The following is a 15,286-nucleotide window of genomic DNA, read 5'->3' as shown; positions in this document are numbered from 1 at the left end:
AGCCGATGTMCCATTGCCAAACAGCTTGATGAGACCGTTCAACGTCAAGCAATCGAAGAATTTCTTTTGTCTCTCTGAGAGAACAGCCGTCCAGCTTCACGCTCCCAAGTTTCTTCTAAATCCGTCGCAAAGCACTCGCTGAGCAGGTCTGCGAGCGACATAGCCAATTCACTCAATGACCTGCTCGCTTCTCAAACTGGCTTAACTAGACAGTGCCGGTAGTGCGTGCAATACAGAGTACGTATTCAACGGGGCCTCGCACCCACGGAGGGAGATTTGGCGAAGTGACGTTTGGTCCCACAGGCAGGCTAGTAGAAGCCCTATCTGATCATCCTCTTAGACTACACGCGAATCCATCGACAGATTCCGCCGTTTCACTGTATCCGGTAAGAGTCGATTCGGTATTAGAGTAGTTGGCTCTGGTAAATCGCCATACTGCGGTTGATTTGGCTATATTGCGGCACGCTTGATGTTATGAACGACATATTTCAAGATGAGTTCACGAAACTCTCAGTATAGTCTTTCGAGTGCATTGGGTCGTGCTTTTGGCGACGGCCATTTCGGTGCAGAATTCGAAGCAGCTTCCGCTGAGCTCCCAGATGTAGGTGTAGAGGTTGTTGTCAACAAGGAGGTGACCGATGCCGCTTCGAACTCCATTCCACGTCCCGCCATAGTGTCAAGGAATACTTTCAGGTGGCCAATGTCGTCGAATCCCCAGGCGACGTGGTGAAGACTCGTGTGGTCGGGGTTATTCGGAGGCATGGCTTTGAGTGCGATATCGTGGTGAAGGAGGCCACAGCGGGCGAACGCCATTTGATGTCGTCTATCGGCTAGCGGTGTTCGAGAAACACATACTGACGCTATCTCGGCGGACTTCGATGTCCACGTCGATGCCGGGTGTGAACAGCCGGATGTGGTCGATAGAGGACGGTGCTTGCCCGACGCGACCTGCTGCAGAGACGTTTGGGTGAGGGCAGTCCTCGTCAGCGATAGTCACGATCTCGAGGGGGTGCCAGACGGAATTTTGAACCGGACGCAGGCCAACTGGCTGGGTTCATTGTCGTCGACCCACTGGTTTCGACGTCCGCCCCTTCGAATTCATTCTCGTAGTCGTCGACGACAGCATCGTTGTCCGCACGGACCGCAACGTGTTCGATGCCGACTCTACCTTCAGTTACGGCTAGTTCGAAATTCTCTGTGAGGCTAGTACCGAGGTAGACCGTCCCATCTTCCCGGGCGATTTCGACGAGGCCTAGGCCGTCCGTGTAGAAGTCAATCGCCTCCTCGATATTCTCGGGTTGAATACTAGCATGTTCTATCCGCTGTGGGTCTGCTATATACTGTTATGTGGTAATAAGTCAAAGACCCCCCCGATTTATACAATACAAATGGTCGAATAACAGAGCCTAGGAAGATCTTTTAATTTGTGAGACGGAATTTCTTGACGGACACTTGGGTTTAGATTCAGCTGTAGCGTGCCTAATCTACCTTCTGGGTAGAACATGGTGTCGCGAATGTTGTAGACTACTATATCATCTGTGCTTGTATTTCTTCACACAATTCAATTACAACCGATGAATCCATGTTCAGAGAATAAACATTGGAACGGCCGCCAGCACGGCCTTGATTATCCTCCTCTTGAGTCAAAAACCCCAACATGACTAAGTCACTCAGATGATTTCGTAGCCCTTCAAGCGTTGTCAGCGGCTCCTCACCGTATTTTTCTGCTGTCTCTTCATATGATTTCTTTATGACCTTCGACTTCACAGGAGTTTTGTTGTGGAGATCGAGGTGAGCAATCGCTTCAAGTGCTAGACGAGTATGTGCAGGTTGATCACTAATTTTATCACTTAATCGTCCTCGTTTTACTTCTTCCCGGGCTTTTTTGATGTCGGATTCAGTAATGTATGGTGTTGATGTGACCTCTCGTTCCGCTATTTCGCCTCCTTTTCGAAGAAGGTCGATTGCTTGACGAGCACTTCCAGTATCTTTTGATGCAACTGCAGCTGCAAGTGCCAACGCACTATCATCGTACGTGTCATGGTAGAACGCAAGTTTGGCTCTTTCTTCCAAAATCCCCCGTAATTCGTCTGCATTGTATGTCGAGAACCGAATTTCGTCCTCCTGGAATGAGGATTGTACTTTTGGGGATAATTGACTGCGGAAGCGGTAGTTATTCGAGATCCCAATCACAACAATATGAGCATCAATAAGGTGTTCATTCGAGCGTGCTCGAGTGATATCGTAGAGTAGTTCATTGACTCCATCTAGATGGTCGATTTCATCAAGTACGATAATGTGGTTTTCGTCTGTTGCATCAATTGTGTCGAAGAACCGATCTCGGATATTGGAGTAACTAAACCCACGCTCTGGTACTTTCTCCACGTTGTCTGGTAGATAATTGTTTAGTAACGTTCGGATAGTGGAAAATATTGATTCTCTGTTACAATTATGCCAGTGGACGTGAACCGGCTTGGCGATATCGTGTTCTTCTGTTGCTTTGCATAATTCGTTGAGAATATACCGGGTGACTGCAGTTTTCCCTACACCTGCTTTCCCGTACAGAATGATATCGTTCGGCTCGTCACCCGGGTGAATGAGCCTTTTAGAGAGTATTTATATGACTCAATTTCTTTTTCTCGTTCAAGAATGTCGTTTGGTTGATACTCCTCCTTAAGCGCATACTTCGCTTTCCAGAAATCTCCTGTAGTATCTGCAAACAACCCCATTGTGATATTGTGTAACGTGGCCTTGCAACTTATAGCCACTGTTTGTTTGTTTTTTCTGTTCGCCTCATTTAAGTAGGTCTGGTAGGGGCCGTTTTGTTTGTTTTCAGATTCGTGAGAGTCTATACTGTACTATGTCGGCCTTTGCCTGTAACAGTGTTCCCTCTCAATTGACGGCGGCCATTTGTTGCCAACTTCTGATTTGGGTGTACAACACTCGAACAAACAAAACGAGCCCTCTTACATGTTGAAATATGGGTTCAGTTCACATTTACCCCGTATTTATTTCAAATAACTGTTCAGACCTATTCTTTGTTAAAGAAGTGTATGGGTGTGATCGTGAACTCGATTTGTGACTAATCTGTATTTCTATTACCCCGGCTAAAAGATGCCTGACTTTGGGAAGCCAGACATTGCCCAATGGCGAAGTAGTCCGGTACTGCAGAGACACCCAATTGGCACGGGCGAGATAGCTTCGCTCCCTCCCGGGACTTTGTGGGATTGTGTGGGGCGATCAAAGCTAAACCCCATAATTACCATTATTCTATATCGTATTAAATATGTGGGCGATCTCAACAAACAGGTGACCGGACTGATTATCGCAGGCTGTTCGATATATCCAGACTGAGGATTGATAGCAGACCTCAACAATGGTTACACCAGTTCTGCGCTGGGCTATATTTAAAAACTGTTTTTATTGAGATGTAGTTTGAGGATCTGAGTGAATAGAAACTGTGTGTTCCTCAAGACGAGATAAAATAAACCAAATAGTAGGATCTACAGTCGGAATTCAATTTGTATCATACTCTTCTAGGAATTACAACCATAGTATTGTTATGTAGTTCAAAATCACAGCAGTAGTATTGTAATGGATTGCCCTCTCTCTCGTTCGGTATTCTCGTCTTTGTACAGATCCGAACTTGGTCCAGCATGTGTCCCTTACGTTGTGATCTGAGAGAGGGGGTCTCATTACGAAAGTCGAAAGCGCTGACTGTACATAGTGCTCGAATTATGTTCGGTATTCGAAGAGATTGCTACTCAAAAAGAACCGAAGAGCTTGAATTCAGAAAGACTCAGTATAGTGGTCTTAGGATGTGGTTTTCGGGTAGTATCGGTCTTTGGTTCGATGATAGTTCTCAACTTCCATTACACCTATACGAGTGTAAAAAGCGCTATTCAGGACTATGGAAATATCGAACGTCCCTGTGCCCCATTGGCACGGGGTAGTTTGCTCAAAACAGCACGGAGGTATTCGAGGTTGTGCGTGCCGGTTTGAACCAGGGCCGAATCAATTAGTGAACTGTAATCTGAACTCCTCACTACACGTACTGTTGGCCTGAGCTGTATGCCAGACGAAAATGTGTCTTTACCATTCCGACCGTAGGATGAACCCTAGTAAGTTGGTAGTGTAGAGTTTGATTGACCCTACGAAAACCAATTTGACAGACTAAAACGTAGGGCGGTGACGAAGTATTAGTCTCTCATCGTTGTCACGACTGGGCTTTGAGCGTTTAGGAGAACATCCTGTATCGTATTGCCGAAAATTGCCTTCCCGACAGGTGACTTTCGACGTCCACCGATTACGATGAAACGTGGTTCGAGCGAATCGGCTTCGTACAGAATCTCTGAGGAATGGTTCCCCACCCGTCCCCGCGTTTCAACCATTGTCGAGTCAAAGTCGTCAAGATAAATCTCGAGGATTTTCTCGGCGATGTCTGCGGCCTTGTCTGCCTCTTGCGTGAACGAATAGTCGTCGAACTCGGGCAGAGAAGTCAACGATTCCTTGTACGCTGCGAATTCCTTGTTGGGGATCACGTGTAAAGCGACGAGCGTGTCGTCGTACTTCTGTGCGATCTCATACGCTAACTGGACCGCTTCTTCTGAATTCGGTTCCTCACCAACTGGTACGAGTACAACCATATTCAATGGAACCACAGGACACTATAAGTAATTTTTGCCACTAGTTCTGGGATGGGTATCGTGACAGACAATGTTTAACTTGCTCTAGTTCGTACCCCTTTTCATGACCGAACAGCCAGTCGACCCTACGTTTCCGGAGTGTTGCACTCAGTGTCCGTTCCTCAAACCATTGAATGCGTCGTGTACGCACGACCTACGACAATCATTAATCTGGGAAGTAAGTACTGACCGGCCGTGTCCCGTCTTTTTGTCAGAAAAGAGCCAGAGTATGCGAAATCTGAGCGACTCGCTATAACCAGATCCGAACAAATCGTCGCCCGGGACGACCAATCATAATCTCCCGTTAGTCAAAATTGGGTGTCCCGGATGTGTGGCGCATGCTGTACGTATTGGGCTGGCTGTAACTCGTTATCACGAGATGCCATAGAATATCGCGACGATTACGTCGCTGGCAGGGGCCCGGGGGATTTGTCCCTCAAATTGGGAACTCGCGAGACTTGTTCTGGATTGAAATCCACTTCGTTTCGGTGAACTCATCGATGATCGCGTCGGTATTGTAGCGCCCGAGGCCCGAGTTCTTTACCCCACCGAATGGGATATGGGGTTCGTCGTTGATCGGTTGATCGTTGAGGTGAACCATCCCGGTCTCGAGTCTCTTCGCAATCGACTTTCCACGCTGAACGTTAGTGGTGTGAACGGAGGCAGTCAACCCATACTCCGTATCGTTCGCGATGTCGATAGCTTCCTCGACGTCTGAGAACGTAATGATGGGTGCTATAGGACCGAAGTGCTCGTTACACGAGATTGGCATATCGTTCGCAACGTTTGTGAGGACCGTTGGCTCGACATACAGTCCGTCGTTGTCACCGCCGGTCTCTATTGTTGCGCCTTGCTCAACGCTTTCTTCGAGGAATTCCATCATCTGGTCGCGCTGGGATTCGTTGATGATCGGTCCAATCTCGACGGCGGGGTCGTCGGGATTCCCGACGGTCAATCCCTTGGCCCGTTGCGATAGCCGTTCAACGTATTCGTCGGCGACCGATTCGTGAACGATGTGGCGGTTGATCTTGATGCAGACCTGTCCTTGGTGCATGAACGAACCAAAGCTTGCTGCATTGAGCGCGATATCCATGTCGGCGTCGTTGAGGACGATTTGAGGGTTATTCCCGCCCAGTTCGAGTGCCTGGACCTTCAGATCCCTCCCTGCGACCTCTCCGATTTGTTTACCGACTTCCGTCGAACCGGTGAAGGACACAACGTTCACATCCGGATGTGAGACGGCTCGCTCTCCGGCCTCAGTGCCGCCGGGGACGACATTGAGTACGCCAGCTGGTAACCCCGCGTCCTCGAATAGTTTGGCGAGAAGTAATCCACCCGTAACGGGCGTGTGAGGGTCGGGTTTCAACACGACGGCGTTTCCAAGTGCGAGTGCCGGAGCGACGGCCCGCATTGAGAGGTGGAAGGGGAAGTTCCACGGCGTGATGATACTCACGACCCCGGCCGGTTCTCGGTGAACTTCGTGTTCTTTGCCAGGGATAACGGAATCGGCAGTCTTCCCGACCATCCTTGTCGGGAAACTTGCGGACTCCGCCATAATTCCCGGAGCCAACTGCTCGAGTTCGACGCCCGCTTTGAATCTCGTACACCCACCTTCAGCAACTAGACTCTCTGCGATGGTGTCGCCATTTTCCTGGAGTATACCGAGTGCTTTCTGAATAACCTCAGCACGCGCTTGAGGGGGCATTGCAGCCCACTCTGACTGAGCTTCGACGGCTGCTTCGACAGCGTCGTCAACGTCGTCCGTCGTACTGACGGGAACTTCGGCGATGACGTCACCCGTTGCGGGGTTATTCACTTCTAGGGTTTCGCGGCCACGAGGCTGCAGTCGTTTCCCATTCGTGTAAATGTGGTCCCAGTTGCTGTCCAAGGCGTACGGCTCTATGGGGGCTTGTGCCATGTTATACTGTGGTCCATATCTAATTATAATGATATTGGCAAGCGTTATTCTTGCCGGTTAATTACTGACGCAGCCGGAGACGTTCGGTGTAATCCGAGACGGCTACCGAGCACAGATTGAGAACGAGCCATCACGGAGAGATCTCTTCAGGTCGTCCAACAGGTTCTGGACAATGATTAAGAAGTACCCCGCTCGATTAGAGGATGAGAGATGAAGGGAATTGAGAGTACGCCATTCGACCCAAGAAAATGAACCAAGAGCAACACGGAAGTAAGGAAGTCGCGGTTGGAGGCACGTTTGACCCCATTCACGACGGGCATCGGGTACTCCTTCGTCGTGCCTTCGAATTAGGAAACGTGACCGTCGGGGTGACTAGTGACACGCTAGCCCCAGAGACCCGGCACATGGACCGATATATTCGTTCATTTCGGGTCAGAAAATCCGGACTCGAGGACGAATTAACTGACCTCGCTAGCGAGTTCGACCGCGAGTTCGAGGTTCGTGAGCTCACGAAGCCGACCGGTATCGCCACGGAAGAACAGTTCGAGGTACTCGTCGTCTCTCGAGAGACTAGGGGAGGTGCTGAACGAATAAACGAGATACGGCAGGACGCGGGACAGGACCCCCTCCATATCGAAGTCGTGGACCACGTACCTGCTAGCGATGGCAAGCGCATCTCTTCGACTAGAATCGCTAAGGGCGAAATCGATGAACACGGTAATCTCACACCCGAACGCACCGGGCGAGAAATGTTTGGGGCGGGATCTGAGAACTCAGTATAGACAAGCTGCTGTTTCTCGACGGCTATTGAGACGGGACGGGTGATGATATCGCTCGACCGACATTCCCTGATTTGGGTGCGGGTAGCACGTTGAACCCTGAGTACTCGATACGTATGTTATTCATCGACGTGCCGCGATACGGCTCCATCTCTCACGAGTGGCGCAGAGCTGTTCCGACATCGGAAGCAAGGTTGTGATCCACGACGGGAGTCGTGGTGTACTGGCTTAAAAATCACCTTCGATTATGCGGACAGAAACCCATGGAATATCCGACGATTGGGACCTCTGGGGGTCAACTGCCTGCAGTGTTCGGTTTCTCGTTTCGATTAAACCAGGAGATAGATCTCGTCGTCCTGAACCCCAAGGTCGTACGTCATGCACGACAGGTCGTCTGAAAACGCCTGAACGTGTTCACCGGATTCGAGGTCGAACTCATACCCGTGCCACGGACAGTGAACCGTCTTCCCATTGACCTGACCATCTGCCAGCGGGCCACCCTGGTGTGGGCACGTGTTAGTGATAGCGAGGTACTCTCCATCAACCTCGAAAATGGCAATCTGCTCGTCGTCAACGGTCACGACATGGCCCTCGTCATCTGGGATGTCGTTCGTCTTGCACACCTTACGGTACGCTTCAGGGAACTCTTCGTTTCCTTGCATATGTCGAATGACCCCATCCACCAATATAAAATTAATTAGATTTAGTTGTCAATACCAGATTGTTAGTAGCGTCATGTCCTGAGGGTGAAAAGGGGCTGGCGCCCGAGACGCTGGTCTGAGCGTTCAGACGTCCAAGTCGGCGAACCGGAGATCTCGCTCCGTAACGGACACCTCCATCGAACCGATGTTTTCGATTTGTGCGTAAATTCGGTCTCCCGCCTGCAACTCACCAACCCCACTTGGTGTGCCAGTCGTGACTACGTCTCCTGCTTTGATAGTTGCGCCAATGCTTGCGTACTGGACGATGTCTGCACAGGAGTAAATCATGTCATCGGTGTTCACGGCCTGCCGCGTCTCACCGTTTAGCTGGAGTTCCATATCGAGTGCCTGCGGATCGCCCACTTCGTCAGGTGTCACCACGAACGGTCCAACGACGGTGAAGGTGTCGAAGGACTTCCTGTTTGAACGGTCTTGGTCGCCACGAAGTGAGATATCGAGCAAGATGGTGTAACCTAAGACGTTATCCCATACCTCTTCGGCCGGAATGTCCTTGACATCACTTCCCATGATGAACGCAAGTTCGACCTCGTAGTCGAACCGTTCATCAGAGTATGGGAGTTCGATCGTATCATTTGGACCGATGAGACTTGAGGGGGCTTTGAGGAAGTACCCTCGTTCGGCGATGTCCATGTCAACTCCCATCTCAGCGACGTGTTTTTCGTAGTTCAGGGGTGCGGCCACGATTTTACCGGGGCGATGAACGGGGGCCTCTAACCGAATCTCTGAAAGCGGTTGTTTGGTCCCTGACCCCTCGATATCTGAGAGATCGTACCCTTCGCTGAGGAATTCCCGGAGAGGGTCACTAGAGGAAAGTTCGAATTCACCAGTTATGTCAATGATCGTTCCACCATCGACTAAGCCAAGCTTCTCGCCGTTATAGCGTGCGAGCTTCATTGCCAATGAACCGATTCTCGCGGGGAGATAAAAAGATTGAGGCTTCAAATTTCGTCCTGGCCGGGCGGAACAACTAAACAATTGAGGTTGCTAGCAAATCTATGCAGCGGACAGTTGAACATCCGCAGGACTTTGGACGGGTCCTCTCTTCGATGTGTACATCTCCACATCCCGTCGCCCAAAACGCCGCACAACGCTTCCAGGCAACTAACCCGGGCGACCCGGAAACATACAAGGCGGTGAGCGATCTCGAAACTAGAACCGTCGAGGCACTTGGCCATGTCGTGGGGCTGGACGGTGCGAACGGATACGTGACCTCCGGTGGGACGGAAGCGAACATTCAGGCAGTGCGCTCTGCTAGAGATCGTCTCGATGTGGACGAACCGAACGTAGTCGGCGGCGAACACCTACATTTCAGTTTTCACAAAGCGGCTGATTTACTCGGCGTCGAACTACGAACGGTTCCCCTCACGGAAGACCGTATAACCGACTTAGACGCGGTTGCGGCGGCAGTGGATGAAAATACCGTTCTCGTCGTCGGAGTCGCTGGCTCGACGGAGTACGGTCGCGTCGACCCGATACCTGCCTTAGCTACACTGGCTACTGAGGTCGGTGCATTCGTACATGTCGATGCGGCTTGGGGCGGCTTCGTACTTCCCTTCACGGAGTACGATTGGAACTTCTCCGACGCACCCATCGATACACTCACCATCGACCTCACAAGTTCGGTCAGGCAGTCGTTCCCGCCGGTGGATTCATTGCGCGTGAGCAGGCTGCCCTTGACGTACTCGCGGTCAACACACCGTATCTCGAATCATCCGCCCAAGCTACCCTCACTGGTACCCGATCCGGCGCGGGAGTCGCGAGTGCGGCGGCTACACTTGCAGAATTGTGGCCAGACGAGTACCGCGCCCAGTACCGGCGGTCGATGGCCAACGCTGAGTGGTTAGCCGACGAACTTGAGATGCGCGGGTTGAACGTGGTTTCGCCGACGCTGCCTCTGGTGGCCGCTGAGCTTCCGAAACCGCTGTTTCGAGACCTTCGTGCGGAGGGGTGGCGAATTGCCCGAACGGCAACTGGGAAACTTCGCATTGTCTGTATGCCACACGTTACGCGAGCAACCTTGGCCACCTTTCTCGAGGACTTCGACCGCCTCGAAGAGGCTATTACGTAGAGAGATCTCGTCATCAGAGTCTAAATCACTCTCTCCAGCTTACTCTAGCTATACTCCTCCAAACGTGACGTTCCGCGGGCTGGATCTAGGAAAAATATAAGTAGACTATGCGAAATCATCTCATATGGGTTCGACAGCTCAAGCGGACAGAGAGTTGACTGAAGATCTGACTGTGTACGACGCGGAGGTTCACACGTCCGAGACGTGGGAGGAACTGATGGAGTACATGGAAGACGAAGAACTCCGAGAGCGTGAACAGAACGGCTACGGGAACGCACCGGAGGACTGGGGCCCGATCCCTTGGGACGGCTGGGACCGGACGAACGGCGGTCGTCACAAGTACGATCTCGGTGCCATCTCGAAAGCGGAAGACTACGAAGAGACACGCCAGCAATTCAACATCGACAAGGTGATTTTCTCCCCGGGGACCGGATTCAAGATTTTCCAGATCCCCGAGGCTCGAGCCCGAATCGGGTACATGCGTGCGATGAACAACTTCACGCTCGATCGGTTCGTCCGCGACGACGACACCTACTACGCTAAGGTCCACATCGTCCCGGACCATCCAGAAGAGAGCGCTGCGGAGATTGAGCGACTCGGCGACGAGGACGGCATAGTCAGTGTCTTCATGGCAGACCTAGGACTCGACTTCCCCCTCGGACATGAGCGATACGAGCCAATCTACGAGGCGGCCGAAAAACACGACCTGCCCATCACGCTGCACGCCGATAGCTCTGTGTACTCTGGGTTCCCAACGAACGGGTTCAAATTCAATACCTTCCTTGAGCTACACACACTTGTCCACCCAATGACGAAACTCTGGCACGCTACCAGTATCATCGGAGAGGAGATCCCAGAGCGGTATGACATAGATTGGTGCTTCCTTGAAGCAGGTCAGTCGTGGGTACAGATGCTTGCGAATCGAATGGACCGAGAGTTTATGGAGCGGTCGAGCGACGCACCAGGACTGACGAAACTCCCGAGCGAGTATCTGAGCGATTTCTACTACGGAACGCAACCACTTGAGGAGCCCCGGAACACTGATCTGGGTAACATTATCGAACAGAACCAGCTCGAAGATTCACTGGTGATGGCGACTGACTGGCCGCACCATGACTTCGATTCGACGACGTCAGTGTCGCAAAACGATGGTCTCTCCCGAGAGCAGAAGGTGAAAATTCTCCAGGATAACCCTGCTGAGCTGTACGGAATATAGGCACACAGGTTTTTTTTTTAGAAGCCACGGCGTTCCGCTTTCGCCGAGTGACGGTAGTAGAGTGGGTGACTGGTGATATTTCTAGCAGGTGGTTCATACCCTCCCGAAAATCAAGGTAGAAGCCGAGATAACACAGTTGGAACTGGGAGGGCAATCGAAACGGTTCGACAATGGGCGCGTTCTAGCCGAACCGAGAGAATGGAGACGAAACGTGGGATTACGCGCCCTTCGACTCGCTGCGGTGGAGGTTGAACGCCTCGAAGATCGGTCTGTCGGTCATATTGAAGAGTATAGCGTCGTCGTCTGACGTGACGCGGTGGTGGTGCCACCGATTCGGTGGAACGACGAAAAAGTCGCCTTCCTCCCACTCGAAGGTCTGGCCTTCGATTGACGACTCACCGGCACCCTCTACGACGTGATAGATCTCGGTGTTGTTGTGCCGGTGTGACAGCGTCTCGTCTCCAGTTTCGAGAAGTTGCAGACCGAGGGCGATGGTCTGGAGCACCGGACCGTGCCCAGTACGCGGATTCACGTATTCGAGGAAGTAACCATTGTGCGGGTCGTAGTGTTCGTCCTCGTCGACCGCCATCTGAAGGGATCGTCTCGCGGATTCCCAGGAGAACCGGTACGGTGGGGTATCATCAGACGGGTTCTCCTGGACTGGCCGCATCGTTCCGAACTGCGACTCGTAGTAGCCTGAGGTGTGTTTCTCGGATTGTCGCGCAGACTTGTACTCCTCGAAATGCATATCGTGCAGAGCGTCCGTGATGAACGGTGTGTTCAGACCGTCGATCCAAACGACGTCCTCGGAGGAGTTGTTAATATGGTCGTGCCACGCCATCCTCGGGGTGAGGAGGAGATCACCTGTCTGAACGGGGAGTGCCTCACCGTTGACGTTGGTGATTACGGAATCGTTGCCCTCGATGATGAAGCGAAACGCCTCGAAATTGTGGCGATGGGCACGAGCGACCTCCCCTGGAACGATCATTTGGACGGCCGCGAACAGTGTCCAACTCGGTCCCCTGAGGTCGGCCCCTTCCGACGGGTTGTCCAGAACGAGGGCTCGGCGCGAACCGGCACCCATCTCGTCAAGCGAGATGTGGTTCTTGGACTCGTTCAACAGTTCAATAATCTCGTTCCACTTCCAGAGATACGGCTCGAGTCTCGGTTCCCTCTCGTCGCTCTCGTGTTTCTCCCACTGTCCCTGGTAGTTCCGCTCGTGTAGTTCTCGATGAAACTCTTGCAAGTCGCTCTCACTCATGCGCGTTCGTGTGATGCACTACCACTATCCTATATCTTTCGATGATGCGGATAAACGCCGAGTGGGACCACTTGCCGATTACGCTTGTAGCCGGGGAATACCGGGCTACCAATACGCTATGGAGTGAGAACGGCGGTCCAGTTGAGGTCGTGAGAGACGAAACAGGCCAGTTGCAAGGTACCGACGAACCAGGGACGTTGCCAGGTTCGGCGACGAAAGTTATTAAAAGCAACTCACACATTGAGTAGGTATGTCTGTCGTACTCCAAGCCGGAGGTGAAGTCACCCGTCCGACGTTTTGGCAGATCAGCCCGGTCGGGAAAGCCGTGTTCTACTACCTCGCCGCGGTGGCCGTCATCGTGTTCGTTGTGGGACTGTACGAGCAAATAAAGAGTTACAGCCAAGGAAGTGAAGACGAGTTCGATCGTCTCGACGAGTTACCCAGTCGCGTGTTTGCCGCGGTGAGGGTCGTCCTCTCGAACAGATCGATATTCGACCGTGATTTCGTTGGGGGGGTCATGCACACCTTCATCATGTGGGGATTCCTGACGCTGCTCGTCGCGACCACGATACTCGGGATCGATATTGACCTCTATCGACCACTCACCGGGCAGTCGTTCTTCGTCGGGGACTTCTACCTATCATATTCGCTGATCGTAGACGCGATGGGATTGCTGTTCGTTGTCGGTCTCAGTGTCGTCCTCTATCGACGATACGCAGCGCGGAACCAACGTCTGTGGGGTCGCCACACTGGTCTTGAAGACGATCTCTTCGTCTGGACCCTGTTCCTCTTGGGGGTCGGTGGCTACCTGACAGAGGCCGTTCGAATCGTCGGACAGGGGTTCCCTTCGTTCGAGACGGTGAGTTTCGTCGGCTGGGCGGTCGCGCTCGTATTGAGCGAACTCGGTGTAACCGCAGCATCGGCCCGCGCGGCCTACCCGTTGGTGTGGTGGGCACACTCGGTACTGGCACTGGGGTTCATCGCGGCGATACCGATGGGGAAACCTCTTCATATGCTTTCCTCGTTCGCTAGCGTCGTCACGAAGGATGACGACGCCGGAAAGCGACTGCCGGGCATTCCGGCGGATCTCGAAGCAACCAATGCAGAGACTATAGGTGACTTTTCTTGGAGGAACATGCTCGAACAGGACGCGTGTACGAAGTGCGGGCGGTGTTCATCGGTCTGTCCGGCGAACGCCTCGAGTCGGAAGCTTGACCCGCGGGACGTGATTCTGGATCTGAAGCGCTACCGTGAGTCGGTGGACAGCGGCGGCGAAGAGATACCGATCATCGCCGACGGAGGAACGAGTGTGATCCAGGCCGAGACGATGGAATCCTGCATGGCATGTATGGCGTGTATGGATGCCTGTCCAGTCGACATCGAACACCTCAACAGCTTTACGAAGCTCAACCGCCAGCTCGTCGACGACGGGAACATCGATTCGAACGTCCAAGATACCTTCCAGAACGTGATGCAGCGGGGGAATACTTTCGGAAACCCGCAACGCAAGCGCGCAGACTGGTCGGACAAACTCGACTTCGATATCGACGACGTTCGCGACACCACGGTTGAGTACCTCTGGTACGTCGGTGACTTCCCGAGTTACGACGAACGGAACAAACAGGTCGCTCGCTCGTTAGCAACGCTGTTCGAGGCAGCCGATGTCGAGTACGGCATCCTCTATGAGGACGAGCAATACGACGGAAACGACATCCGCCGACTGGGTGAGGAGTTCCTCTTCATTGAACAGGCGGGCCACCACGTCGAATCTTTCGAGGAGTGTGACTTCGATAAAATCGTCTGTACCGATCCCCACTCGTTCAACACGTTCAAGAACGAGTACCCGGAGGTCGATTTCGATGAATTCGCCGATGACCCGATGATGGCCTTCGACGTCGATGGGTCCTGGGATGGTGTACCAGTGCTTCACTGGACACAGGTCGTCGAAGAGCTCGTCAACGACGAGGCGCTCGGTCTGGGCGGAACTGAACTCGACTACACCGTAACTTACCACGACCCCTGTCATCTCGGACGGTACAACGACGAGTATGAAGCCCCACGAAAGTTAATCGAGGCGACCGGCTGTGAGCTCGTCGAGATGCCGAGAAACCGTGAGAACTCGTTCTGTTGTGGCGGTGGCGGCGGGGGTCTCTGGATGGACTTCGACGATGAAACCAAACCGAGCGAAGAACGGCTCCGGGAGGCGCTCGAAGACACCGGTGCTGGAGCAGACGTGGAGAAATTCGTCGTCGCGTGCCCGATGTGTATGACGATGTACGAGGACGGTCGGAAGACGGGGGGCTTTGAGGACCAGATAGAGATCGTCGACGTGGCAGAGCTATTGATCGAGGCCGTCGAAACAACGGCTACCGAACCCACGGACTAACCCGCTCGACACGGTGTATTGACTGTCGGAAACGGCATCCAACCGTTGCTACAGACTCTCTTCCCCTTTGGTTGCTCGGCAGTGGTCCACTCGAGCCCAGAAGGGGTTCTGTCGTCTGTGCACCCCCGACGCGAATGACCGCTCCGACTCGCTACGAGACGACAAGGAGTATTGGCCCGCGAGGTGGTACCTAGTGCTCGAGTTCAGAAAGGTGGCTCGTGGTTCGAAGCGCCAGTCGACGGGGACGGTGA

11 protein-coding genes and 2 pseudogenes are annotated in these 15,286 nt (G+C 52.8%); 4 read left to right on the top strand and 9 right to left on the bottom strand.

All coding sequences use genetic code 11. The annotated features are described in order from the left end of the window. From ATB1_RS20615 to ATB1_RS09050, 6 genes and pseudogenes are all read right to left on the bottom strand, one after another. Window positions 1–161, bottom strand: a pseudogene (locus ATB1_RS20615) (IS6 family transposase); the annotation flags it as partial. A gap of 662 nt (window positions 162–823) precedes the next feature. Further along, window positions 824–997: a hypothetical protein gene (locus ATB1_RS21980; RefSeq protein ID WP_157837731.1), complete on the bottom strand. Its 174-nt coding sequence runs from the start codon at window positions 995–997 to the stop codon at window positions 824–826. Continuing rightward, a complete protein-coding gene (locus tag ATB1_RS24575; protein ID WP_394324769.1) occupies window positions 984–1,319 on the bottom strand; it encodes a VOC family protein in 336 nt (111 codons plus the stop codon). Before ATB1_RS24575 ends, ATB1_RS21980 begins: the two co-directional genes overlap by 14 nt. A 208-nt stretch (window positions 1,320–1,527) precedes the next feature. Next, window positions 1,528–2,598, bottom strand: coding sequence for a Cdc6/Cdc18 family protein (locus ATB1_RS20610; protein WP_277813219.1), 1,071 nt, complete (start codon window positions 2,596–2,598; stop codon window positions 1,528–1,530). A gap of 1,601 nt (window positions 2,599–4,199) precedes the next feature. Continuing rightward, window positions 4,200–4,646, bottom strand: a complete 447-nt coding sequence (locus tag ATB1_RS09055; RefSeq protein ID WP_042663416.1) for a universal stress protein — start codon at window positions 4,644–4,646, stop codon at window positions 4,200–4,202. Window positions 4,647–5,121: 475 nt separating this feature from the next. Continuing rightward, a complete protein-coding gene (locus ATB1_RS09050; RefSeq protein WP_042663415.1) occupies window positions 5,122–6,603 on the bottom strand; it encodes an aldehyde dehydrogenase family protein in 1,482 nt (493 codons plus the stop codon). Window positions 6,604–6,851: 248 nt separating this feature from the next. On the opposite strand from ATB1_RS09050, the gene ATB1_RS20605 reads away from it, so the two are divergent. Continuing rightward, complete coding sequence (locus ATB1_RS20605) at window positions 6,852–7,385, top strand: phosphopantetheine adenylyltransferase (RefSeq protein ID WP_082256360.1); 534 nt, start codon at window positions 6,852–6,854, stop codon at window positions 7,383–7,385. A gap of 326 nt (window positions 7,386–7,711) precedes the next feature. Here ATB1_RS20605 and ATB1_RS09040 read toward each other — a convergent pair whose 3' ends face one another. Together ATB1_RS09040 and ATB1_RS09035 are read right to left on the bottom strand one after the other, a co-directional pair. Continuing rightward, the gene (locus tag ATB1_RS09040) at window positions 7,712–8,044 is read right to left on the bottom strand and encodes a Rieske 2Fe-2S domain-containing protein (RefSeq protein WP_082256359.1); all 333 of its coding nucleotides are present in this window, start codon (window positions 8,042–8,044) and stop codon (window positions 7,712–7,714) included. Window positions 8,045–8,167: 123 nt separating this feature from the next. Then, window positions 8,168–8,998: a fumarylacetoacetate hydrolase family protein gene (locus ATB1_RS09035; protein ID WP_042663413.1), complete on the bottom strand. Its 831-nt coding sequence runs from the start codon at window positions 8,996–8,998 to the stop codon at window positions 8,168–8,170. A gap of 101 nt (window positions 8,999–9,099) precedes the next feature. On the opposite strand from ATB1_RS09035, the pseudogene mfnA reads away from it, so the two are divergent. Next, window positions 9,100–10,172, top strand: a pseudogene (mfnA, locus tag ATB1_RS09030) (tyrosine decarboxylase MfnA). A gap of 172 nt (window positions 10,173–10,344) precedes the next feature. Then, window positions 10,345–11,388, top strand: coding sequence for an amidohydrolase family protein (locus tag ATB1_RS09025; RefSeq protein WP_042663425.1), 1,044 nt, complete (start codon window positions 10,345–10,347; stop codon window positions 11,386–11,388). A gap of 217 nt (window positions 11,389–11,605) precedes the next feature. Here ATB1_RS09025 and ATB1_RS09020 read toward each other — a convergent pair whose 3' ends face one another. Beyond that, on the bottom strand, window positions 11,606–12,649 hold the full coding sequence (locus ATB1_RS09020; RefSeq protein WP_052367905.1) for a cupin domain-containing protein: 1,044 nt from the start codon (window positions 12,647–12,649) through the stop codon (window positions 11,606–11,608). Between the two features lie 250 nt (window positions 12,650–12,899). Between ATB1_RS09020 and ATB1_RS09015 the strand changes: the two genes are divergently transcribed. Next, on the top strand, window positions 12,900–15,035 hold the full coding sequence (locus tag ATB1_RS09015) for a (Fe-S)-binding protein (RefSeq protein WP_042663412.1): 2,136 nt from the start codon (window positions 12,900–12,902) through the stop codon (window positions 15,033–15,035). Window positions 15,036–15,286: the final 251 nt, after the last annotated feature.

It is taken from the genome of Haloferax sp. ATB1, assembly GCF_000730175.1.
Note: the sequence above shows the minus strand (reverse complement) of the source record. Positions and strands in the feature narration are given on the sequence as shown.